Raw genomic sequence first — 23,900 nt, forward strand, 5'->3', positions numbered from 1 at the left:
ATAACGACAGCAGATGCTTGCTGTAATGCGCTTTCAACGTTACGATAAGGAAAGAATGAGCGTTCGAGGGAGATATGCGAGATGGAGCCTATTGCACAACAATATATAAGAAATATTGGAATCTTCGCTCATGTTGACGCGGGGAAAACGACAACGACGGAGCAAATATTATTCCGCAGCGGGCGTATTCGGTCGCTTGGCAGCGTGGATGCAGGCACGGCGCAAACCGATTTTCTTGAGGTGGAGCGCACGAGAGGCATATCGGTACGCGCTGCGGCGACGCGCTTTAGCTGGGAAGGGATGACCGTGAACCTGGTGGACACGCCAGGGCATGTCGATTTCCTGTCTGAGGTTGAACGGTCTTTGCGAGTAATGGACGGAGCGGTTCTTATTCTTTCAGCAGTAGAGGGCGTGCAGGCGCAAACGGAGGTTATTTGGCATGCGCTAAGGGAACGCAATATTCCAACGCTCATCTACGTGAACAAAATGGACAGGATCGGTGCGGATGCCGAGAGAACACTGAAGCAAGTGAGAAGGCTGCTATCGACTCAGGCGGCGCCTATTCAAGCTCCGCTCGGCACGGAGGACAGCTTTAATGGCTCAATGAGCGTGCTGGATATAGCAGGTGAAGTTACGGATGAGGTACAGGGCTATTTGCAGCTGCTCGAGGAAACGGTGGCCGAAAGCGAGGAAGCGCTGCTGCTTCACTATTTGGATCATGGAAATCTGCCGCGAGAGGAGCTGGTGCGAAGGCTGCCAGAGCTTACACACAGCGGTGAGCTATTTCCCGTTTTATTCGGCGCATCGAATAAAGGCATTGGCATCGAGCCGTTGCTGCAGGCGATGGCAGCGCTGCTGCCAGGGCCGTTAGCTGTACAGGATGGCCCGGTATCCGGCGTGGTATTCCGGATTGAGCGTGACCAAGCGATGGGAAGGATTGCCTACGTACGCTTATATAGCGGTATCATTCGCAATCGTGATTCGGTGAGAAATGTAACACAGCAGATAGAGGAGAAGATTACTCAAATCCGCAAGATCGATGGCCAGAAGGCAGAGGATGTCGGTCTGCTGGCCGCAGGCGATATCGCTGCCGTCTGCGGATGGAACCAGGCGCGGATCGGCGATATTGTCGGCTGCGCGGACTATGTTCCCGGTGAGACGCGGCTTGCAGTGCCGCTGCTCACCGTTCAGGTGCGCTGGGGCAGCGAGGCCGAATACCCGTCAGTCGTTGCCGCCCTGCAGGAGCTTGCCGACGAGGATCCATTGCTCGATCTGCAGTGGCTTCAGGAGCAGCGGGAGCTGCACCTCAAGGTGATGGGGCCGATTCAGATCGAAGTGCTGACGCATGTGCTTCAAGATAGATACGGCTTAAAGGTCGAATTCAGCCAGCCTTCCGTTATCTACAAAGAGACGCCGGTGGAGGCGGGCGAGGGCTTCATAGCCTATACGATGCCAAAGCCGTGCTGGGCGATTATGCGGTTCCGGATTGAACCGGGCGAGCGCGGCAGCGGGCTTGTCTATAGCTCGGTCGTGCGGCCGGAACGGCTGCTGGAGCGGTATCAGAACGAGGTGGCGCGGAGCGTGCCTGAAGCGCTGCAGCAAGGTCTCTTTGGGTGGGAAGTGACGGACGTGAAAGTGACGCTAATAGAAGGCGAGCATCATGTCTGGCATACGCATCCGCTTGATTTTGCACTCGCGACGCCTATGGGCGTTATGGATGGATTAGCCCGCACTGGGGTGAAATTGCTGGAACCCATGCTTTCATTCCGAATCTCGGTGCCGGAGGAGACGGGAGGCAAGCTGATGAACGAATTGATTCAAATGCGGGGAGAATTCGGCACACCTGTTATGAGGCAGGAGCGAATGGAGCTCGAAGGCACAATGCCGGTAGCTACCTCACTGGAGTTCCCTGCAAGGTTCGGTTCGCTTACGAAAGGAAGAGGTGCCTTATCGACCTTTTTTGCTGGCTACAGAGAGTGTCCGCCGGATGTGAAGGCGGAGCGGGTTCGCCGAGGCGTCAACCCGCTCGACCAAGCGAAATATATTTTGGCCTTTCGCAATGCGCTCGCCAGCTCGTAGTGTCGTTTACGTACAGATTGACTCGTGATGGGAGAAGCGCGGCATTTGGTTTTTTATCGCTCGCTATTTCTCTGTACAGGATTAACGGCAATTAAGCCGTACCTTTGAGGCTGTCCATCGATTACCCCGAACCAGAGCTCGCCGTTTCCGACCATGACGCCTTGGTCTCGAACGAACAGCTCTTCGACCTTTTGTGCGGCAAGCGCGTCCTTGATAGGCTTGGTCATAATGTTATCGTACTGCGCGATGAACGCTTCCTTGGAGCGAATCGCAAACGGTGTTGGTCCGTTTACGTGCAGAGGCAGCAGGATGAATGCCGCGACAGCCGCTTTGTCATCTGCGGCAACGGCTGCTTGGGTAGCCTTAAACAGCTTAATAAAAGCTGCTGGATCGTTGATTCCGGCAGGCGCGAAGGGATTATCCTCAAGGGTGATTGATTGGTTTGCCATAGCTCTCGCAATGGATTGCCCGGAGCTACCGTAGATCGTTAGAGCAATGCCAATGATGACAAACGCAATAAGGCTTATTTTTAAGCTTATGCTTATTCTATTCATGAACTTCGTTAACTTATTATACATGACAGTCTCCTTAATGTTGGCGGCTTAAGTTCAGCCAGCAAAGGTCTATTCTCACCTATTGTAAGCCTATCTTTATATTTTCAACCCTATAGCGTAAGTTTGCTTCTCAAAAGCATGTTTATTAAAATCGTTAGAAGGAACATTTTTTAGGAAGATGCACTTGTTTTTCTTGCGATTCCTATGCTATAGTACTAGAAATTAATAATCGGATCACGCCAGTGAAGAGATTCCAACTCGGAGGCGTTCTCGTCAAGGAGAGGCAGAAGCCTCCCCCTAAGTTTACCGGGACCGCCCGTTACAGCGGATCAAAGAGGATTGAACAGCTCGTCTGTTTGGTCAATTTGGGTGGCACCGCGAGTACAAAGCGCTCCTCGTCCCATAGGGATGAGGGCGTTTTTTGTATTTCTAATCAAAAGGAGCGCGGTAGCATGTTGGATTTGAAATGGATCAGGCAGAATGCGGAGCAAGTACAGATGGCGGCAGATCAGAAGGGAATTAGGCTGTCGCTTGAAGAGCTGCTGCTGCGGGATGAGAAAAAGCGTACGCTGCTTCAGGAGACTGAGATGCTTCGGGAAGCTCGGAATAAGCTCTCGCTTCAGATTGGCAGACTAATCAAGCAAGGGGCTGAAGGAGCAGCGGCACAGGCGAAGCTGCAAGTAACGGAGACGAATGAGAAGCTGGGAGCGGCGGAAGCAGAGCTTGCGATCGTTGACCATCAATTAGCAGAGCTGCTCTTGCTCGTTCCTAACATCGTATCGCCGGATACGCCTGTTGGCAGGTCGGACGCTGACAATGTTGAGGTAAGGAAGGTTGGCTTGCCTCGGAGCTTCGGATTTGAGGCAAAGGACCATATGGCGCTCGGTGAGCTGCATGATCTCATTGACGTCAAGCGGGGAGTCAAGGCGGCGGGCAGCCGTAATTATTACCTCAAGGGAGCAGGGGTCATGCTGCATCGTGCGGTCCAGCAGCTTGCGCTCGATATGCTGGTGGGCAAGGGATTTACGTCGCTGGAGGTGCCATTGATGGTTCGCACTGAGGCAATGAGCAACACGGGCTTTTTCCCGCTTGGGGAAGATCAGACCTATCGGATATCGGATGATGACAAATGGCTGGTAGGCACCTCGGAGGTGCCGATGGTTATGTATTACGCGAATGAAATCGTGGATGTCGAGGCTCCCATTAAGCTGGCAGCGGCATCGACGTGTTTCCGCAGCGAGGTTGGCTCGGCGGGCAGAGACGTGCATGGTTTATACCGTGTACATCAATTCGCCAAGGTAGAGCAGGTTGTACTCTGCCAGGCGGATCCGGCGCTGTCGGAGGCGATCCTTCAGGAAATAACAGCGAATGCCGAGGAGCTGCTGCGACTCCTTGAGCTGCCATATCGAGTCATGGCAGTCTGTACCGGAGATATGTCGCAAAAAACGTATAAGCAATACGATATCGAGACGTGGATGCCTAGCCGAGCGAGCTATGGGGAGACGCACTCGTCGTCGAACCTCCATGACTTCCAGGCACGCCGCTCGAATATCCGTTACCGGACAGAGGAAGGAACGCTGAGGTTCTGCCATACGTTAAATAACACGGCTGTTGCAAGTCCGCGTATTTTAATTCCGCTGCTTGAGAATCATCAGTGTGAGGACGGGGCAATTCGGATACCGGAGGCTCTCCGGCCGTATATGAACGGGCTAGAGCAGCTAAGTGTAAATTAGGAGCTCATACGCGAAAGCGGCAAGGCTGGCATAGTGCCCAGCCTTGCCGCTTTCTTTTTACAGTGACATCACTGCGATCTAAGATCATGAATTAACGAGTGTAGGATATCATGCTCGGATCAAGCGGCATTGCCGTTCGTTATGAATTTCATATTTTTGAAGAATCACTGGCGTACAAGGGAATAGGAAAGGACACGCTAGTACCTTCTTCGGGTTTGCTGTGGATGATCAAGCCTTGGCCATATTTCTTTATTAATCTCCGATTCGTATTGTACAGGCCGATTCCGCTCTTGGCTGCGCTAGGCTGGTTAAGCAGTCTAGCGACCGTTTCTTCGTCCATTCCGATCCCATCGTCCTTCACCTCAATGTAGGCATAATCGCCTTGGCGAGTCACGCGTATGGTTACCTTAACGCCCTGAATACGGGTAAGGCCATGTTTGACCGCGTTCTCCACAAGCGGCTGAATCGTAAGCGGTGGAAGGCTGAGCTGACAATCGGCATCAATATCCCAGTCCACTGTCAATCGTTGTTCGAAACGTGACTTTTCAATAAAGAGATAGGCTTTGACCAAATCGATTTCGTGAGATAAATCGATAACAGGCTGCGTATTCAAAAAACTGAAGCTGATGCGGAGATAGTCCGCAAAGGCCTCGACAAGCTCTTGCATTTTATCGGTGTCGATAGCGCTTAAGGCCGATATGGAATTTAAAGTGTTAAACAAAAAATGAGGCTGGATCTGCGCCTGCAAATAAGCGGCTTCCATACGCATGCTCTCATGTATCGATTGTTTGAGGTTCGTTAGCGTCCTCATGCGGTATTTCAATTCCAATGCATCGACAGGTTTCGTTACGTAGTCATTGGCACCGGCTAACAGCCCGGTATAGATATCCTCGGACTGAGTTCGAGCAGTCAATAATAAAATGGGGAGATCTGACAAGGAAAAGCGCTCCCTTATTTTCCGTGTCAGCTCATAGCCGGACATATGCGGCATCATGACGTCAATCATCAATACATCCCATTGTCGAATATCTAGCATCCTCAACGCTTCTTCGCCAGAGCTCACCGTGGTAATCGCATAGGATTCAGTCGAAAGAATGGACACAAGCACCTTCAAATTAACGGCATCGTCATCAACGGCAAGAATATGAATTCTGTTGTCATTTGATGATTGTGGGGGTGATGCTGCATGGGTCTCTGCCCACACGCTCGGATCTTCGTTATTGACCAACGAGGCCGCTGCAAGCTCGATTGCTGCTCCATCCTCAGTAAGGGACTGCTGTAACGAAGTAGAGAAAGAGGAATTGGCCAAGGGCAGGCTAAAGCTAAACACCGTTCCTTTGCCTGGCTCCGATTGAACCGTGAACGAACCGTTATGAAGCTCTATCAATTGCTTGCAGATGCTTAATCCGAGTCCGATTCCACTTCCTTCGTTAATGCCGTGCGTTCCCTGCTCGTATGGCTGGAAAGCTCGGGCCGCCGTCTCTTCGTCCATACCGACGCCAGTATCGGAGAAGCGGATAATCGCATTTCCATCATGGGTTTCCGCCGTAATGGATATGGTTCCTCTTTCTGTGAATTTGATCGCATTATGCATTAAGTTGTAGAGCACCTGAACTAATCTTTTCTCATCGGCCAATACGGCGGGAAAACTCTGATCTACATGCAGCTTTAGATCGATTGGCTTGTTTTCGTACATGAAACGTAGCATGCTTGCTACGCCAGGAAGCAGCGCCTGCACGTGTAAAGGCTCCTTTTGCAGCACGATTCGATGTTCCCGCAGCCTTGTGATGTCGAGAAGATCGGCGAGCAAATGAGACATACGCTTGCTTATTTTAACGAGCAAATCCATATCCCTCATGCTTTTCCAGTGGAGTCTGTCCTTCTCATGCAGAAGTACCGTTTCCGCAATATTCATAATGCCGTGCAAAGGCGTTCTAAGCTCATGCGACGTATGGGTCAGAAATTGGTCTTTTAGCAAATCCGCTTCACGTAGTTGACGGTTTAGCTGTATAATTTCTTGCGTTTTTCGAAAATACTTTTTAATCGAATACGCAGAGAATCCAATAATCGCGGCAATCATGTCAACCGGGTAATAAAGATCCGTTTTGGTAATGCCATTGTTCACGGCGCCCCATATCGCGCTGGACAGTACGGCTGCACCGGAGAGCTGCAGAAACACGGCATCATCGTCGGTTGTTTTTACAAAAAAGAGTCTGATGATCAAGTAAATAAGCCATGCAAAAGGAAAAAGATACAGAGCGCTAAAAATCCTAAAATGATAGGTAGCATGAACGAGTGCGGTCGGCGCCACACACATAAATATAGAATAGATAATAAGTGCGGCCGTATACACGAAAAAACCTTTACGGCCTTGCGATATCGAAGTGAACTTCCTAAAAAAGAAGACAATCAAATAGGCGAGCCACATGTAAGAAAGCAGCCTGATTTTGAAAGACCACGCGTAATTGAAGGGCAGCCATAACATTAGCAGGTTATCATTGTCCGAGACAATGGCTAGGGACGCCGCTACCGAAATCATGCCGAATAGGAGCGGCGCTCTTTCGCTGCGGTTCAGAAAAAACAAAATAAAGGCATACAAGCTGTGCAGCAGCAAAACGATAAAAGTAACAAGCTGAAAGCCGATCGAATACCATCTTTCGAAATCAATAGCCGCCTGGGATCCAAAACGGATAGAATGCAGGATTCCTCCATTATAGGGGTCTTCATAGTTGGCCACTCGAATGTACACGTCAAGCTCCTGTACGCCAAGCTCCGCGTAAGTGCTCGTAAAGGAAACTCTATTGGGTATATAATCGTCCTGATTTGTGGCAGGCATGCCAATACCAGGATCGCTGTGTCCGTTAATTTCCACTTGAGCCGATGATTGGATTTTTTTTAACCAAAGTGCAGCGGGCTCCTTCAATGGATCAATTAATATGCGAAGCCGGTAGGTGCCGTAACCAAAAGAATCTTCAACTCTAGCAGGAAAAGAATTTTCCCAATCGCCCGGAACTTGTATATAGGTAGACGAACGATCATTTGTTGTAGATAAATCATGATTATCGATTAGCTGGTTAGGGAAAAACGCCCACTCACCGTCCAATCTCATGGGCGCTGAATGCTGCAAATCCCATCCTCGTAAATCAAGCACGCCATTGTCAGGACTTGGAGCGTCGGCTGTTGGGAAAACGGTTGCCCAAGCCCACCGCAGGCTAAGTAGAATGCATAAGAACAGCAACATGACGGAGAAACGTTTAAAGGCTAGTGTGGTTTTCATTATTCGCATACGGTATCATTCGACATGAGTTGACTTTTCCCTTCCCAGAAGGGAGATGGATAGAGGAAAGTTGAATGGATTACATTGTCGAGTCTGCCTAAGCGTCAAGCCCCTACCTTGGGCAATGGCTGTCCGCTTGCTAGCAGACCTACACCTTCAGCGCATACGCCATACTTTTCCCATGGGCAGGTGGTGCATAGACGGCTAATATCCTCAGGCACTATCGAACCCGCCACGCGGCTGCACAAGGCGTGCCAGCTTTCCTGCATGCCTGCTGCAAGACCAAGCTTGGACAGCACCGCTTCGTCCAAGCCGTATACGGTTCCCTCGCAATGATTGTCTTTGTCTGACGGGTAAGCTTGACAGACGTCATCTGGTCCCGTTATTAATTCAACGAGGGTGTGAGGCTGCGTGCGCAGCCTTTCATAAATAGCGGTCATGTTKGTGCAGAAATCATCGGAATAGCCCATGCCGCGGTAGCCGAGCAGGCAAAGCAGATGATGTCCGCGCAATCTAATCGTCATTCCTTCATCGCTCCTTACAACAAAAACTCCTATATGTTAACCATTTTATCATAATAAAAGGTTTACATATAGGAGTTTGTTAGGGTTAATCCTTATCAAGCAAGGTATTTCTCGTGCACGATTTTCAGATGATGCAGCTCATGTCCGGCAATGATATAAGCAAGTGCCCTTGCGGATACATCGCCGCCGTTAGCTATTCCTAGGCGGAGCCAAGCTTCCACCGACAAGCCTCTCAGTAAGGAGAGAGTAGACTTGCGAACGGCTATGTAGTCTTCGATAATTTGCGACAAGCTCCAATCCTGGAAAGAAGCGGCACTCATAAACTCATCCTGATCGAAGCCAGCTAGAGGGGTTTTATCGCCGCGTGCAGCACGCAGCAGCCGATAGGACATGACGCGTTCCGTATCCGAGATATGGCCGATCACTTCCTTCAGCGTCCATTTGCCTTCCGCGTAACGGTAATCGGCCTGGGTCTCGGGAATATCAGACAGAAGCTCGGTCGTGCTTGCCAGCTGGCTTGCGAGCAATTCGGTAACGGCGCCTTCGCCTACAAGTCCGATATACTGCTCATAATAGGGGATATATTCCCCGGTTGACGGTCGTGATGACATCATGCAAGCCTCCTTCTTATTTTCAAGAGTATAACATAGTATCTTCCAAATGAATCTAGCAGGTTTATCGCTCCGCTTCTCGGCGCTTATCCCGGTATTGCCCAGGCGTCATTCCCTCTAGCTTGCGGAAAGACCGAATAAAGTTTTGTGAGTTGTTGTAGCGCAGCTTGGCCGCAATATCTTTGATAGGCGTCTCGCTGTCCGCAAGCCATTTTTTTGCCATTTTGAACCGATACGTCGACAAATACTCGCTGAACGAATAACCGGTTTCTTTGCGAAATACGCTGCTCAAATAATTGGCGTTGTAATGCAGGCGCGAGGCGCACTCCTCCAGCGTAAGGTCTGTATCATATTGATGCTGGACAAGGTCGATGATCTTTTCGGAAATATTATGATACTGCGCTTCCTGCCGATCCTTAAAGATCCTGACCATGGGGTAGGCGACCATCGTCCAGAACCAATCATCTATTTCCGCTGCCGTATGCAGCTTTAGAAGCTCCTCAAGCAGAGAGCTCTTCATAGGATGGAGCTGGTTCAAATTCACGCCCGACTCCTGCATCACAATCAATAGCTGGTTGAGCAGCCTTGCAAGCGGAATCTGATATTCCTGAGGGGACATCTCCACGGCGAACACGGCTTGGAAGAAAGAACGCAGCAGCTCCTTTGACCGTTCCTTATCGGCGAGCTTAATCGCATCCAAAAGCTCGTTTTCTATGTGTACGGGATAGTTGAGATTCAAATAATGCTTGCCTGCGTTCACGTTCTCGTATGGGATGATGATGCCTTCGCCCAGCTTAATGCGATGCTTCAGCGCTTCCAGCCCCTCGCGGTATGCAATTGCCAGTGCGGAGAAATTGCTGAGTGGCAGGCTGATGCCTATGCTGACCTGTATGTTTAGACAGCTGGCGATTTCCTGCTGCAGATGCTCGGTTAGCGCATAATTGCTCGTGTGGAAAGCTTTGATGTCATGCTCCGTACTGCCGACAATCATGACAATGGTTTGATCCATTATGACTGGCGCAAGGCGTTGCTCGTACGGAACAAGCTCTTCAATCATATTGTGAACGGCGAAAAGGAGCAGCTCCAAGTCGGATTTGGCATACCGGCTATTCTCAAGGAAGTCGATTTGAAGCGTAACGGCGGCCATGGTTTTCCATTCGGCCAACTGCTTGCCATAGCCGAATTGCTCAAGCTTGCCGCTAATATCTCCTGGCTTGATTTGACCTTGAAAGGCCTTCATGAAAAAAAAGGTGCGCACCTGGTGCATATGCTGCCGTACTTCCTTCTCCAGCTCGGTCTTGGATTCAAACAGATGCGCCACGCGCTCCCCAATAACCTGAAACTCATTGGTTTTGCGCTGTTGAATATCGGTCAGACGCGCTCCAATTTGGTTAAGCAGAAGCTGGATCGGCGAGTACATGCGCCTTGATCCAAGCCAAGCAAGCAGCATAGACAAAGTAAGCATTAACAAGCATACGTAAAGCGTATAGGTGCCGATTTTCGTAGATTCCTTCGTCATGCTGGCAATGGATGCGGTAGACAAATAAATCCAGCCGTTAAGCTCGGAGCGGTAGTAGGCAACGGAATAATCCTTATGATTGATGGTTTCCTTGAATTGGCCGCTAGGTCCGTCGTCAAGCAGGCCGGATTGCAATCCGCTTTCGGTAACGGGCTTGCCGATCAACGTCTGGTCATGATGGAACAGAATACGATAGTGCTCATCCAAAATCATGATGGACGATAATTGCTCGTCGTCGCTCTCAAGCAACTCTTGCAGACTGCATGCGGGGATATTGGCGAGCGCCAGTCCGTATTTCTCAAGTCCATTCGTCGGCAGCTTCTTCACGAGGCTGATACTGTAGCTGCAAGCAGCGCTTTCTGCCGATTCCTCGCTGTAGAACCAGCTGGATGGATTGAGCATCCATGAGGTGCCCTCAGGCACTTGCAGCAAGCCGGATAGCTGCTCATAATAAGCGTACTGCCCGAAGGCGTACAACCCTGAGTTCTTAATCATCCAGTTATGACGGTCGTTGATGAGCAGCACGTCCTCGAGCTTCGTATCGAAGGATTGCATATGCCGAATCTCGCTCCGCAAATCATCGTACATGACAAAATCATTGGCGGTCAGCGGCTGGTTCATCGCTTTTTTGAGTACCGTGGAGTTGATAACTTGATTGAGCGTATGGTTGACAGTCATCAATTTCTGCTCTACATTTGATTTAATTTGCATAATAAGCTGCATTTTTCCTGCATTTACATTTTTCTGTATTTCATTCGATGAGGTCATATAAGAGAAGGCGCCAATGAATATGACGGGAAGCGTGCTGAGCAGGAAACCGAAGATCGTCATTTTGCTTAAGAAGGATAAGGATCGCACAGCCACCAACACCTCGTCTAAGATTGGAAGAGCATTAGCTATATTTTAGTAAACGCATACATTTTGAGCAATAATCATCTGCCTCTCCGATAATCATTTCCTTAGATTATGGGGATATAAAGGCGATTACACAAGGGGGCCGCCATGAGCATTCGTATACGAAAAACAAAGCTGTCTGCTAGCCTGCGATCTGCCGCAGCGCTGCTCATTCTTCTTTTATGCGCAGCATGCACGTCGTCAACCGCCTTGAATGATCCGGACAATGATCCTTCGATACCGACCATTTCCATTATGGCGCCGCTGCATTTCCCCCATCCGCCGAGCGCGGAGATGTTGGAGAGAATCGAAGGTCTTACCGATGTGAAGCTCGATATCAACTGGGTACCGGATGGCATTTATACCGATAAAATGAACACGGCGCTTTCCACCAATTCGCTCAAGAAGGCGACCTTCGTGAAGCATACGGATTATATTTTTGTGAAAAACGCGATTCGTTCCGGCTCATTCTGGGAGATTGGACCGTACTTGGAGCGGTTCCCGAACCTAAAGCATTTGGATGCCGATATTCTGGGCCAAGCTGCGATTGACGGCAAAATCTATGGCCTGTATACGGAGCGGCCCTCTTCCCGTCAGGGAATTATTATTAGGCAGGATTGGCTGGACCGCCTGAAGCTCAGCGAGCCGGGAACGATTGATGAGCTCTATGAGGTCATGAAGCAATTTACGAAAAATGATCCAGACGGCAATGGCCGACCGGATACGGTTGGTTTAGCTGATCGCAATGATTTGATATTCGGGGCGTTCAAGACGCTGAGCTCTTATTTCGGAACACCGAATAATTGGGGAGTGGCGGAGAAGGGGATCGTACCGGAATTCGAGACGGATGCTTATATGGATACGATGGATTTCATGAAACGGCTTTATGAAGAAAAGCTGCTGAATGCTGACTTTGCGGTGACAAGCAAGGATATGCAGCGCGATCAAATCATTCGCGGCAGCGCTGGCGTGTATATTGGCAGCATGACGGATATTCAACGACTATCCGACGAGGCGATGCAGATTAATCCTGAAGCCCGATTCACGCTCGTGAACCGGATACTCGGACCAGAGGGATACCGGATATGGTCGATACCGAACTATAACGGCCTTTATTTGTTTTCCAAAAAAGCCATTCGTGAGGAGAAGGAGCTGCTAGCCATGCTTGGCTTCTTCGATCGTACGATGGAAAAGGATGCTGCGAACCTGATGCGTTACGGTATTGAGGGCAAGCATTATCAAATGGAAGGCGGGCAGGTGGCGCTGCCGGAAGCAACCTCTCAGCTGCGCGTTAGCGAGGTGAACGCTCTCTATTCGCTTATGATTGCGGATCTAAGCAACCCGAATGTGCTGAAGGTAGCGGAGAAGGAGTCGATGTGGGAGCTTGCAGAGCGGCTTAGCGCAGACAATGACAAGTTTATCGTCAAAGATCCGACCATCGGTCTGGAATCCAAAACCAATGACGAAAAAAGCATGGAGCTATATAAAATCATCTCCGACGCGACGTATAAGTATATGCTCGGACAAATCAGCGCAGAGGGCTTCTATCAGGAGGTTGAGCGTTGGAAGCGCAGCGGCGGAAGCCAAATTATGAGTGAGTATACGGCAGCTTATTTCAATAAGTAGATGGGATTGGCCCAGATTAAAACCAAGCGCCACAAACAACATAAAAGTCCGAAAGGAACCTACAATCCCGCTATAAAGCGGGGTTGTAGGTTCCTTTTTTTACTCTATGAAGGTATATGGGAGCTGGCTCTATATGAAGGTATACGGAAGCTGAAGCGTCTTGAAATGATTTTGAGATAGCCATATTGGCGCGGTTCCGGGCTTGGGCTTAGGAAGTGTCATTGAAGAGGGAGATAATCATTAGCTCAGTTGGAGCCTATGAGGGCGCGCATCGGTTCAAATGATTATTTCGGCACTCTGAATAGACATGGTAGCTTGAATGGGAAACAATCAAAACGATATATGGAGGTCAACGCGGTATGAAGAAAAAATCGTATTCGATTCTGATGGGCATGGTTTTGACGTTTAGCCTGCTGCTTGCAGCATGCTCGGGCGGCAGCAACGGAGGCAACAATAATACATCGCCTTCACCGAGCAATGACACCGGAGCTAAGACAGAAGAAACAGCCAAACCGGAAGAACCGGCAAAGCCAACCGAAATTACGATCATGCTTCCTCTTAACACAGCAGAGACGCCGCCGGATACGATCAAGAACGAGCTTGAGAAGCTGACGAACACCAAGCTGACCTATCAATTCTTCCCGGCGGATACGTACGAGGAGAAGCTGAATGCTTCCTTTGCTACGGGATCGCTGCCGCAGGTGACGTATTTGAAAAACCAAGCGACCTTCGTGCAGATGAAGGAAGCGATCCGTGAAGGGCAGTTCTGGGAGATTGGTACTTACCTCGCCGAGTTCCCGAACCTAAGCAAGCTGAAGGAAGAAATTTTAAATAATACGAAGGTAGACGGAAAGCTGTATTCGGTTTATATCGGAAGGCCGCTTGCACGCCAAGGCATGATTTACCGCAAGGATTGGGCGGATAAGCTTGGCCTGTCAGCCCCGGCTAATGTAGATGAGCTGTATGCCATGATGGACAAATTCACGAACGGCGACCCGGACGGAAACGGCAAGCCGGATACGATCGGCTTAGCCGATCGCAATGATCTCATTTATGGCGCATTCAAAACGGTTGCCGCTTGGTTTGGGGCTCCGAATAACTGGGGTGAGCGGGACGGCCAGCTTGTGCCTGACTTTACGACGCCGGAATATGCGGCAACGATGGATTTTATCAAAAAGATCCGTGATGCCAAAGCGATGAACGTGGATTTTGCAGCGACAAGCAAGACCGATCAAGTGAATATGTTTACAAGCGGCAAAGCGGGCGTCTACATCGGCTCGATGCAGGACGTGGATTCGCTCGTGAAGGATTTGGTCAAAAACGTGCCAACGGCCGTTGTCGATACGCACAGCATGGTAGCGGGCCCTGATGGGAAAATGGCTTCATGGTCGATCCCTGGCTACAATAACGTCGCATTGTTTCCTAAATCGGCGATCAAAGACGAAGCGGAGCTCAAGCAAATATTGGCCTTCTTCGACAAGCTGATGACGCCGGAAGTGGCGAATATGATGTATTGGGGCATTGAAGGCACGCATTACACGGTCGTGGACGGCAAAGCCAAAGCATCCGCGGACAAAGAGCTGACCGAGCGGGAAGTGAAAGGCTTCAAGGACAGCGTTATCGGCGAGCCGGAAACGAACGGCATGTACGAGGGCTTGCATGAGCTGGAGGCACGGATCCATGCCGAGCAGTTGATTGTGGAGAACGAGAAGATCGCCATCGCCGATCCAACGGCGCCGCTTGATTCGGCTGCTTATACAGAGAAAGGCACGGAGCTGCAAGAAATCATTAAGGACGCCACGTACAAATATATTTACGGCACCATTGATAAAGCAGGCTTCGATAAGGCGGTAGAAGACTGGAAGAAGCGCGGCGGTTCCCAAATAATCGAGGAATACAACGCAGCATACAAGAAGTAGAAGCGTCGATCGAGAAAATCGCGCAAATCGCGCAAATCGCGCAAATCGTACAAATCGTACAGAGTCGTGAAATCTCACAAATCGTACAAATCGTATAAATCGTACAAATCGTGCAATCGTGATGACTTGGAGGCTGCGTAAATCATTCGCAGCCTCCAAACCTCCCGCAGAAAGGAAGAAGCCATATGCAAGAATCGGTTATTCGGCAGGCAAGAGTACCGCAGCCTAGAACGAGCGAGCTCAAAAAGCGGCTTTGGAAAAATAAATATCTCTATGTCATGCTGCTGCCGGGCGTATTCTTTTTTATCGTATTCAAGTATATCCCGATGGCCGGTCTTTCGATCGCTTTTCAGGACTATAAGCCGTTCAAGGGCATCGGCGGAAGTGAATGGGTGGGCTTTAAGCATTTTGAAAGGCTCTTTACGGAGCCGGATTTCCTAAATATTCTGACCAATACGCTGCTGCTGTTCGGAATGAACCTGCTGTTCTATTTCCCTGTGCCGATTCTGCTTGCGCTTATGCTGAACGAGGTTCGATCCTCTTTTTTCAAAAGAACGTTCCAGACGCTCGTCTATTTGCCCCACTTTATGTCTTGGGTCATCATTGTGTCGATCAGCTTCGTCATGCTGACATCGGACGGCGGCATCGTCAATGAGCTGCTTGCGTATTTTGGATTCGAAAAATTCAATTTCCTGCTCAGCCCCGAGTGGTTCAGGCCGACCTATATCATCCAGGTGATCTGGCGGGAAGCGGGTTGGGGAACGATCATATATTTGGCGGCTATTGCCTCTGTCGATCCCGGCTTATATGAAGCCGCGAGAATGGACGGCGCCGGGCGGGTACGGCAGGTGTGGCATATTACGCTGCCCGCGATCAGAAGCGTTATTATTATTTTGCTCATATTGAAAATCGGAGATGTGCTGGAGCTTGGATTCGAGCATGTATACCTGCTGCTGAACTCGATGAATCGAGATGTAGCCGAAATTATTGATACCTACGTGTATACGGCCGGCTTAAGGCAGGGACAGTTCAGCTACAGTACCGCAATTGGCTTCTTCAAATCCTTTATCGGGCTCGTATTAGTCATGGCAGCGAACAGGCTGGCGAAGAAGATGGGCGAGGAGGGCGTTTATTAAGTGAGGATAACTCAGCTTACCCGTTATGGTGATCGAGGGAGGGGACTTTCGCATGGTAGAGGATAAGACGTTTGGCGGGCGGTTATTTTCGATCGTGAATTTCACGCTGCTCGCTGTCATCGCGCTCGTTACCGTGCTGCCGTTCCTGCATGTTGTAGCAGGATCATTCACAACGAGCGCCGAAATGGCGATGAAGAAATTCATTCTCGTTCCGACCATATGGAGCTTTGATGCCTATACATTTATTTTCTCGACCGATACGATCTTCAGAGCGATGGCGGTGTCTACGGGCATTACGTTGTTCGGTACCTTGTTCAGCATGCTTACAACCGCACTGATGGCTTACGGATTATCGCGAAGGGATCTTGACGGGCGCAAGGCGATCATGTTTCTGGTCGTGTTTACGATGCTCTTCAGCGGCGGTCTGATCCCAACGTTTCTTGTTGTGCGGGAGATGGGGCTGATTGATACGTATGCCGCTCTCATCATTCCTTCCGCAATCAGCGCGTTCAATTTAATTATTCTAAAGAACTTTTTTCAGAACATTCCGGAGGGGCTTGAGGAATCGGCCAAAATAGACGGCTGCAACGACTTCGGCATTCTATTCCGAATCGTTCTGCCATTGTCGATGCCGGCGATTGCGACCATATCCTTATTCTATGCGGTGACGTATTGGAACACTTATTTGAGCGCCATTCTCTATTTGGACGACAGCGCCAAATGGCCGATACAAGTGCTGCTGCGTCAAATCGTCGTGCTTGCGAGCGGTCTCGATTACAGCTCTGACCTGGATGCGGCCGTACCGCCGCCTGACCAGACGGTGAAGATGGCCGTCATCGTTGTAGCGACGCTGCCCATTCTGCTGGTCTATCCATTCTTGCAAAAGCATTTCGCCAAAGGCGCGATGCTGGGATCGATTAAAGGCTAGTCTGATGGAGAGAGCGATAAAGAAAATAGCATAGAAACAGCTGAGGGGAGTTTTGGAAATGCCGAATCATGAAGCGCGGACGCCGATCGCTTGGGCAAGGGCAGCCTGCGATCAATTAATGAGCAGCTATTCGCCGGAGGAGCTGCCGCCAGCGGGACGCTGGCACTATCATCAAGGCGTGTTCCTATGCGGAATGGAGCTGCTGTGGCAGGAGGAGCGGGACGATCGGTATGCTGCGTATATCAAAAGGTATGTCGATCAGCTGGTAGACGACTGCGGCAATTTCGAATTCGCGCGGGATGAGCTGGATGCGATCCAAGCCGGACTATTGCTGTTCCGTCTAGATGAACGCTCGGAGGTACGCAAATATCGAATAGCGGCAGATAAGCTCCGCAGTTTGTTCGGTACGCTCCACCGAACTTCGGAGGGAGGCTTCTGGCATAAGGATAAGTACGCTTATAACATGTGGCTGGATGGCTTATACATGGGAGGCGTATTCGCGCTGAAATATGCGAATGCTTACGGTGATGAGTCGCTGCGCGCATTGGCGCTGCAGCAAGAGCGGTTGATGCGGCTTCATATGCGCGATGAGAAAACGGGATTGCTATACCATGCATGGGATGAAAGCAGGCAGATGCCTTGGGCCGATCCGGAGACGGGCTGCTCGCCGGAGTTTTGGGGAAGGTCGCTTGGCTGGTACGGACTGGCGCTTGCTCAATTTCTGGATGAGCTGCAAGACGGGGAAGCGGGCCGAGCTGAACTTGAAGCCATGCTGTCCGAATTTGCAGCCGCGCTCGTGCGTTATCAAGATACGGAGTCCGGCTTGTGGTATCAGATCGTGGACAAGGGGCATATGCCGGATAATTGGCTGGAAACCTCCTGTACGTGCTTGTTTGTCTATACGCTAGCCAAAGCATATAAGCTCGGCTTAGCGGATGATACTGTCCTTGCTGCGGCTAGGCGAGGATATGAGGGACTTGTGCGTGTCGTACAGAGCAATAATCAGGAAGGTTTTGTTCTGCCCGATATTTGTATCGGCACCTCGGCAGGAGATTACGAGAGTTACGTGACGCGGCCAACCTGCGAGAATGATCTGCATGGCGTAGGTGCGTTCGTTATGGCATGCGTTGAGATGGAGACGCTGGTTGGGTAGCGGGAGTAAGAGGCCAATAAAGAGAGCTCTGCGGCATGAATATCCGCAGAGCTCTTTACGATACGCAGCCTTGCAGCGGCGTGGGGATTGAATCAAGCATAATAAGACGGATGAGGAAGGAACGGATGCGTCATAGTGCTGTCCTCGAACATCCGCTTCAAGACGAAGCAGGATCTACGGTTAAAGCACCTGCTCCAGGAACCTCGCAGCTCGCTCACTTTGCGGCTTCGTGAAAAACTGCTCAGGCTTGGTGCGCTCAACAAGCTTGCCGTCATCGAGGAAATAGATCGTATCCGCAGCTTCCCTGGCGAATTTCATCTCATGTGTGACAATCAGCATCGTCATGCCGCTGTCGGCAAGGCTGCGGATTACCGTAAGAACTTCCTTCACCATCTCGGGATCTAGCGCTGAGGTTGGCTCATCAAAAAGCATAATGTCGGGCTCCATCGCGAGGCTCCTTGCGATAGCGACGCGCTGCTTTTGCCCGCCGGATAAGCGGGAAGGATAGCTGTCTGCTTTGTCCGAGAGACCTACGCGGGCAAGCAGCTCCATCGCTTTGCTGCGCGCTTCTTTGGCGGTCAGCCCTTTCACTTCCATAGGAGCGAACGTAATATTATCGATGACAGTCATATGCGGGAACAGATGGAAATGCTGAAAGACCATGCCGATGCGCTGGCGAACGCGAGCGATGTCGGTTTTGGGATCGGTAATCGCCGTACCCTCAATATCTATTTGGCCGGAGGTTGGTGTTTCCAGCATGTTGATACAGCGCAGAAACGTCGATTTGCCCGATCCGGACGGACCGATCAGCGCCACGACCTCCCCTTTTTCTACCGTTGTTGTAATGCCTTTCAGTACTTGGTTCTTGCCGAAGGCTTTCGTTAAATCGGTTATGTTAATCACTGCGGCGCAGCCTCCTTTCGAGCTTACGGGCAAACGAGGTTAGGATTAGGACGAGAACATAATAAATGGCAGCGACAAACAGCAGCACTTCGATGGAGCGGAAGGTGTCAGAGCGAACCACGTCTGCGCGGCGCATTAAATCGGATACTCCGATGACCGAGACGAGTGACGATTCTTTTAGCAGCGCAACGCATTCGTTTACGAGAGCGGGAAGAATCGTACGAAGAGCCTGCGGGAAAATAATGCGGATCATCATTTTCCGATAAGGAATGCCAAGCGCAATGGCGGCTTCACGCTGGCCCTTATCGACAGCCATAATGCCGCCCCTGATTGTTTCTGACAAATAAGCAGCAGAGTTAAGTCCGAAAGCAAGCCCGGCTGCCATTAATGCAGGAATGTCGTAGTTGAACAGCTGCGGAGTCGCATAATAAATAATCGTAAGCTGGACAAGCAGCGGCGTGCCGCGGAATACGGACGTATAGGCGGTTGCGAACCACTCCAGCGGCTTGATGCCGGAGATTTTGAAGAGCGACAGAATCGTTCCCCATACGAGTCCGAACAAGGCGGACACAAGCGTGAAGAGCAGGGTGACGTAAACCCCTTTTAGAATATAAGGAATGTAGTCCTTGAGAATGCTGAAATCAATATTCAGGCCAAGCAATGCGCCTGAGCTTGTTTCTTCCTCGGCAAACCATGTTTTTGTGATGTCATCTAGCTTGCCGCTCTCCTTCATCTCGGCGAGTACGCCGTTAAACTCAGCGACAATTGGCGATTGTTTCGGGAAAGCAATCGCATACCCGTTGTCGGCAGACTCGGCAGGCAGGAAATTCATGGCGAGCTCGGGATTGGAATTGGTCATCTCTACGGCGACGGCATCCTCTACGATAGCGGCATCGATCCGGCCGGAATTCAATTCCTGTATGAGATCGGGAATTTTGTTGAGCTTCTTCAATACAGCGCCGTCGATCGTTGCCGCATAGAGATCCTGCGTGGAACCGAGCTGCGTTCCGACTTGTTTGCCTGCGAGCGAGGCTTCGGTTGCAAGCGGCGCTGATTTTTTGGAAACAATCGTATTGCGCGCGGCGTAGTACATCTCAGAGAAATCAACGCTTTGTCTCCGTTCGTCCGTAGCGGACATGGCGGACATGACAAAGTCGACGCGTCCGGTTTGAAGCGCAGCGATTAACCCATTGAAATCCATGTTGGCGATTTCCAGTTCATATCCGAGCTGGCTGGTGATATACTTGGCTACATCGATATCCATGCCGACGATTTGGCCGCTGCCCTTGGCATCTACGCTTTCATAAGGCGGATAGTCGGCTGATGTGCCCATAATGAGCTTTTTCTTCTGCCCGAAGGCGGGTGCTGCCGCACTTTCTGCATTTACGGAATAAGAGCCGGTTTTTCCAATTGGGAATAACTGGCTGAGCGCAACGAGCAGTACCGTGAAAGCAATAAGCGACAAATAGATGATTTTTAATCTTTTTCGATTCATGTTGTCCTCTTTCTTCTAAGTTGATAGGGAATCTATGGTGATATGAAGCACCGCGGTGCGGACATTGGCAACTTAGAAATTATATGGTGCATGCTATTCATTTGTAAATAACCAAGAAGCACCGCTTTGTAACATAATTGTGCTTGGGATAGTCGTAATCGGATGAGAATTACTGTTATAATAACCAGACAGCAGCAAATCTATTTTTGAAACAATGATGAAAGGAGGTGAATACATTGTTCGAGTTTGAATTGCATGACATCATGCCCTATCTTATTTCCCTCAGCCTCTTATGCTCCTTGGCTTTCGCTTACGCTTCGCATTTGCAAAACGATGCTCATGAGCATTGGGAGCGGGACGAAGTGATAAGTATCATGTATCTTTCCATGCCGCAGGTGCTGATTCGCACCGTACCGCTGCATCATTGGTTAGCCAGGAAGGTGAAGCGGAAGGAATCGCCTGATGACGATATCGCAGATTGCAAGTCCTCGTTTGTTCCCGTACTTTCAAACAAACGAGGAGGATTTAAATGCAAACGAACAATGTATTCCCTTCATTAAAATATGGACGACTCTTTATAATCGGCATGATGCTTGCAGGCTTGCTCTTGGTGAGCGGCTGCAGCACGGCTAGCGGCACGATCGATGGCGACACGCCAGGCTTGTTCAACCACTATGTGATCTATCCGCTCTCGGCGGTGCTTCAATACTTGGCTGACATGTTCCACGGCAACTATGGCTTTGCGATTATCGGTATTACCCTTATTATACGCTTGGTGCTGCTGCCGCTCATGATGCGCCAATATCGCGCCCAGAGCCAAATGAAAACAAAGATGGCTGTGCTTCAACCGGAGCTGAAGCAGCTGCAGGATAAGTACAAAAACAAATCGGATTCGGAATCCAAGCAAAAACTGCAGCAGGAAACGATGCAGCTTTACCAGAAGCATCAGGTTAACCCGCTTGCCATCGGATGTCTGCCTATGCTGATTCAAATGCCTATATTGATGGGACTTTACTCAGCCATCAAGCTGACGCCTGAACTGGCGGACCATTCCTTCCTATGGTTTAAGCTTGGATCGCCGGATATCGTATTGCCGATTATCGCAGCACTCGTTTACTTCGTTCAGTTCAAGGTGTCGCAGACGACGCAGCCGAACGCGAATGCCGCTCAGCAGAAGCAGCTGGCATTTATGGGCTACTTGTCTCCGATCTTAATGGGCGTGTTCGCCCTGTCGGCACCTGCAGCGATTTCGCTGTATTGGGTAACGGGCGGTATCTTTATGATTGCGCAGTCGTATTTGGCCAAAAAAGTGTACGCGCCTAAGGCGGAGCTAGAGGTTGCCCTTAAAGGCAGCGTCTAAATATAAAGGAGTCGATCAGATGTCAGTCGGTGTTCTTGCCCATTTATTCGGAAGCCTGCCTTACAAGGAGTTAGCTCCAAAGGTAGCAGCGAGCGGCTTTTCTCATGTACAGCTCGCACTATGGAAAGCCATAAGCGATGTCGATTTCAGCAAGCCCGGCAATATGAGTCCGGGCCTTGCGAATGCGATCGGCGAGCAGTTCGATAAGAACGGCGTTGCGATTTCGGTGCTGGGCTGTTACGTTCATTTATTCGAACGCGATGAGGAGCTGCGCCGCGCGAACGTGAATCGTTTCAAGGAGCTGCTGCGCTATGCTCGTTTTTTTGGAGCGCCGATGGTCGCTGCGGAGACGGGACGGAATGAAGGCGGGAATTACACCGATCAAGACTGGTCGACGATGAAAGAAACGCTGGAGGAGCTCGCGGAGGAAGCGGAGAAATGGGGCGTATTTGTAGGCCTTGAGGCTGCAAACGACCACCTTGTCGGGACAGCGCCTGAGCTTGCACACATGCTGGAGGAGGTTCCTTCTTCCAATATCGGAGTCGTGATCGACCCCGGCAATCTGCTGACAGCCGCTAACTATAGCAATCAGAATCAGGTTATTGAAGAAGCGTTCGAGCTGTTAGGCAGCCGCATTATCGCAGCTCACGCCAAGGATCGTATCATGCTGGAGAGCGGAGAGCTCGGTACTGCAACGGCTGGGTTCGGCGGGATGAACTATGAGCTTTATATGAAGCTCCTGAATCAATATAAGCCGCATGTTCATATTATTATGGAGGAAGCGAAGGAGCATCAGATGGCGCAGTCGAAGGCGTTTATTGATGAGATTCGCGGGCGGGTCTAACAAAGTAATGGCATTTGAGCCAGCATTCCGAGGTTATTCTCCTTGGGCTGCTGGTTTTTTTTGAACCATTCGGGGTAATATCCAATGGTTTTCCAAGCAGCGAGGTACAAAAAAAGAACGGATTCCCCCGGCGAGCAAGCCGAGTGGGATATCCGTTCTTTTTTTGTTATCACAGTTACAGAACGTTTAAATGAGGAATAACGAGCCCGCCGTACGCAAATGCAATGACGATGACGATGGCAGGATGGATTTTGCGGAACTGCATGGCCCAGAAAGCGACGGCAGCGATAATGAGCGATTGAATGATGCCGATCGATTCAACGGAGCTTTGCGCCATTTGCCAAGTCAGCAGCAGCATCATGATTGCGATTACGGGCTGCACAAGCAGGGTCATTCCTTTGACAATAGGAGATTGCCGATGCTTCTGGAGCACTTTAAGCAGCAGGATCAACGCCACTGCCGATGGAACGATAGTTGCCGCCAACGCAAGGATAAGTCCTAGCCAGCCGCCGACATCATAGCCGACGAATGCGGCTATTTTGGTCGCGATCGGTCCAGGCAGCGCGTTGCCTAAAGCGAGAATGTTAGAAAACTCCATAGGCGTTGTCCATGCATGGTTAGTCACAATTTCCCGATACATAAGCGGAATGGATGCAGGTCCTCCGCCATAGCCGAGAACGTTGGCAATAAAGAAACCGATTATTAAATTAATCCATTCCACGGGTTACGCCCTCCTTCTTCTGTACGCTGCGCTGCTGCTTTTGCTGTTTTCTGCGCTGCAGAGCCGCCACCGTACGCAAGTGGAATGCACCGTAGCAAAGGAATAATAGAATAACGATAGCAGGATGGATATGAACGCCTTGAAGAAGAGCGAAAGCTATGGCAAAAAAACCGAAGCCCACGTATTTGCCTAGCCCTTTGACCGCTCGCTCGCCGAATTCATAGGCCATCATCCCGAGCATAACCGCTATAACGGGTGTTACGGCTCCGATCATGCCTTGAATAAATGCCGCGCTGCTTAGAGACTGAACGGTCGTCAGCAGCAGAATCATTGCGATGCCGGAAGGAATGATATGAGCAAGAACGGACACGATGGCGCCGAGCGTGCCCTTCTCACGATAACCGAGATAAGCGGCGATTTTGGTTGCGATCGGTCCAGGCAGCGCGTTAGCCAGCGCAAGAATCTCGCCGAATTCCTCATCTTCGATCCACTTATAATGGGTGACTGCCTCGTACCGAATGAGCGGAATAACGGATGGACCGCCGCCATAGCCGATAATCCCCGTCTTCATCATGGCCCAAGAGAGCTGCATGTAGCGGTTGTTCATCATTTTGCCAGCCATGC

19 protein-coding genes are annotated in these 23,900 nt (G+C 50.4%); 10 read left to right on the forward strand and 9 right to left on the reverse strand.

What is annotated here, in order from left to right:
- The first annotated feature begins 81 nt into the window (after positions 1 to 81).
- Positions 82 to 2,079 carry a GTP-binding protein gene (locus AB4Z29_RS10535; protein ID WP_441943010.1) on the forward strand — a complete coding sequence of 666 codons (1,998 nt, stop codon included), beginning with the start codon at positions 82 to 84 and terminating at the stop codon, positions 2,077 to 2,079.
- Positions 2,080 to 2,132: 53 nt separating this feature from the next.
- Here the strand turns inward: AB4Z29_RS10535 and AB4Z29_RS10540 are convergent, their stop codons facing one another.
- Positions 2,133 to 2,657 carry a hypothetical protein gene (locus AB4Z29_RS10540; protein WP_441943011.1) on the reverse strand — a complete coding sequence of 175 codons (525 nt, stop codon included), beginning with the start codon at positions 2,655 to 2,657 and terminating at the stop codon, positions 2,133 to 2,135.
- Positions 2,658 to 3,085: 428 nt separating this feature from the next.
- Between AB4Z29_RS10540 and serS the strand changes: the two genes are divergently transcribed.
- Positions 3,086 to 4,366 (forward strand): serine--tRNA ligase, encoded by a 1,281-nt coding sequence (serS, locus tag AB4Z29_RS10545; RefSeq protein ID WP_441943012.1) that lies wholly within the window; start codon positions 3,086 to 3,088, stop codon positions 4,364 to 4,366.
- Between the two features lie 148 nt (positions 4,367 to 4,514).
- Here serS and AB4Z29_RS10550 read toward each other — a convergent pair whose 3' ends face one another.
- From AB4Z29_RS10550 to AB4Z29_RS10565, 4 genes are all read right to left on the reverse strand, one after another.
- Positions 4,515 to 7,652 carry an ATP-binding protein gene (locus AB4Z29_RS10550; RefSeq protein ID WP_441943013.1) on the reverse strand — a complete coding sequence of 1,046 codons (3,138 nt, stop codon included), beginning with the start codon at positions 7,650 to 7,652 and terminating at the stop codon, positions 4,515 to 4,517.
- Positions 7,653 to 7,747: 95 nt separating this feature from the next.
- Entirely contained in the window at positions 7,748 to 8,167 is a 420-nt protein-coding gene (locus AB4Z29_RS10555) for a DUF1284 domain-containing protein (RefSeq protein ID WP_441943014.1), read from the reverse strand.
- A 95-nt stretch (positions 8,168 to 8,262) separates the two neighbouring features.
- On the reverse strand, positions 8,263 to 8,778 hold the full coding sequence (locus AB4Z29_RS10560) for a DinB family protein (protein WP_441943082.1): 516 nt from the start codon (positions 8,776 to 8,778) through the stop codon (positions 8,263 to 8,265).
- Between the two features lie 64 nt (positions 8,779 to 8,842).
- Positions 8,843 to 11,161: a helix-turn-helix domain-containing protein gene (locus AB4Z29_RS10565; protein WP_441943015.1), complete on the reverse strand. Its 2,319-nt coding sequence runs from the start codon at positions 11,159 to 11,161 to the stop codon at positions 8,843 to 8,845.
- Between the two features lie 138 nt (positions 11,162 to 11,299).
- Here AB4Z29_RS10565 and AB4Z29_RS10570 point away from each other — a divergent pair, with 138 nt between their 5' ends.
- The 5 genes from AB4Z29_RS10570 to AB4Z29_RS10590 all read left to right on the forward strand — a co-directional run bounded on the left by AB4Z29_RS10570 (position 11,300) and on the right by AB4Z29_RS10590 (position 17,953).
- The gene (locus AB4Z29_RS10570; protein WP_441943016.1) at positions 11,300 to 12,817 is read left to right on the forward strand and encodes an extracellular solute-binding protein; all 1,518 of its coding nucleotides are present in this window, start codon (positions 11,300 to 11,302) and stop codon (positions 12,815 to 12,817) included.
- 359 nt (positions 12,818 to 13,176) lie between these two features.
- Positions 13,177 to 14,736 (forward strand): extracellular solute-binding protein, encoded by a 1,560-nt coding sequence (locus AB4Z29_RS10575; RefSeq protein WP_441943017.1) that lies wholly within the window; start codon positions 13,177 to 13,179, stop codon positions 14,734 to 14,736.
- Between the two features lie 185 nt (positions 14,737 to 14,921).
- Positions 14,922 to 15,872, forward strand: a complete 951-nt coding sequence (locus AB4Z29_RS10580; RefSeq protein WP_441943018.1) for an ABC transporter permease — start codon at positions 14,922 to 14,924, stop codon at positions 15,870 to 15,872.
- Positions 15,873 to 15,924: 52 nt separating this feature from the next.
- Positions 15,925 to 16,800 (forward strand): carbohydrate ABC transporter permease, encoded by an 876-nt coding sequence (locus AB4Z29_RS10585; protein WP_441943019.1) that lies wholly within the window; start codon positions 15,925 to 15,927, stop codon positions 16,798 to 16,800.
- Between the two features lie 58 nt (positions 16,801 to 16,858).
- Complete coding sequence (locus AB4Z29_RS10590) at positions 16,859 to 17,953, forward strand: glycoside hydrolase family 88/105 protein (RefSeq protein ID WP_441943020.1); 1,095 nt, start codon at positions 16,859 to 16,861, stop codon at positions 17,951 to 17,953.
- Positions 17,954 to 18,133: 180 nt separating this feature from the next.
- On the opposite strand, the gene AB4Z29_RS10595 is transcribed toward AB4Z29_RS10590, so the two are convergent.
- Together AB4Z29_RS10595 and AB4Z29_RS10600 are read right to left on the reverse strand one after the other, a co-directional pair.
- Positions 18,134 to 18,856, reverse strand: coding sequence for an amino acid ABC transporter ATP-binding protein (locus AB4Z29_RS10595; RefSeq protein ID WP_441943021.1), 723 nt, complete (start codon positions 18,854 to 18,856; stop codon positions 18,134 to 18,136).
- The gene (locus AB4Z29_RS10600) at positions 18,849 to 20,351 is read right to left on the reverse strand and encodes an ABC transporter substrate-binding protein/permease (protein ID WP_441943022.1); all 1,503 of its coding nucleotides are present in this window, start codon (positions 20,349 to 20,351) and stop codon (positions 18,849 to 18,851) included. The genes AB4Z29_RS10595 and AB4Z29_RS10600 overlap by 8 nt, the downstream gene beginning before the upstream one ends.
- A gap of 236 nt (positions 20,352 to 20,587) precedes the next feature.
- Here AB4Z29_RS10600 and AB4Z29_RS10605 point away from each other — a divergent pair, with 236 nt between their 5' ends.
- The 3 genes from AB4Z29_RS10605 to AB4Z29_RS10615 are packed head-to-tail and all read left to right on the forward strand — an operon-like array spanning position 20,588 to position 22,555.
- Complete coding sequence (locus AB4Z29_RS10605) at positions 20,588 to 20,911, forward strand: hypothetical protein (RefSeq protein WP_441943023.1); 324 nt, start codon at positions 20,588 to 20,590, stop codon at positions 20,909 to 20,911.
- On the forward strand, positions 20,881 to 21,711 hold the full coding sequence (gene yidC / locus AB4Z29_RS10610) for a membrane protein insertase YidC (RefSeq protein ID WP_441943024.1): 831 nt from the start codon (positions 20,881 to 20,883) through the stop codon (positions 21,709 to 21,711). Before AB4Z29_RS10605 ends, yidC begins: the two co-directional genes overlap by 31 nt.
- Positions 21,712 to 21,730: 19 nt before the next feature.
- Positions 21,731 to 22,555 (forward strand): sugar phosphate isomerase/epimerase family protein, encoded by an 825-nt coding sequence (locus AB4Z29_RS10615; protein ID WP_441943025.1) that lies wholly within the window; start codon positions 21,731 to 21,733, stop codon positions 22,553 to 22,555.
- A gap of 175 nt (positions 22,556 to 22,730) precedes the next feature.
- Here the strand turns inward: AB4Z29_RS10615 and AB4Z29_RS10620 are convergent, their stop codons facing one another.
- On the reverse strand, positions 22,731 to 23,276 hold the full coding sequence (locus tag AB4Z29_RS10620; RefSeq protein ID WP_441943026.1) for a chromate transporter: 546 nt from the start codon (positions 23,274 to 23,276) through the stop codon (positions 22,731 to 22,733).
- The gene (locus tag AB4Z29_RS10625; protein WP_441943027.1) at positions 23,263 to 23,898 is read right to left on the reverse strand and encodes a chromate transporter; all 636 of its coding nucleotides are present in this window, start codon (positions 23,896 to 23,898) and stop codon (positions 23,263 to 23,265) included. Before AB4Z29_RS10625 ends, AB4Z29_RS10620 begins: the two co-directional genes overlap by 14 nt.
- Positions 23,899 to 23,900 lie beyond the last annotated feature (2 nt).

It is taken from the genome of Paenibacillus sp. 2TAB23, assembly GCF_052115165.1.
Lineage (GTDB): Bacteria > Bacillota > Bacilli > Paenibacillales > Paenibacillaceae > Pristimantibacillus.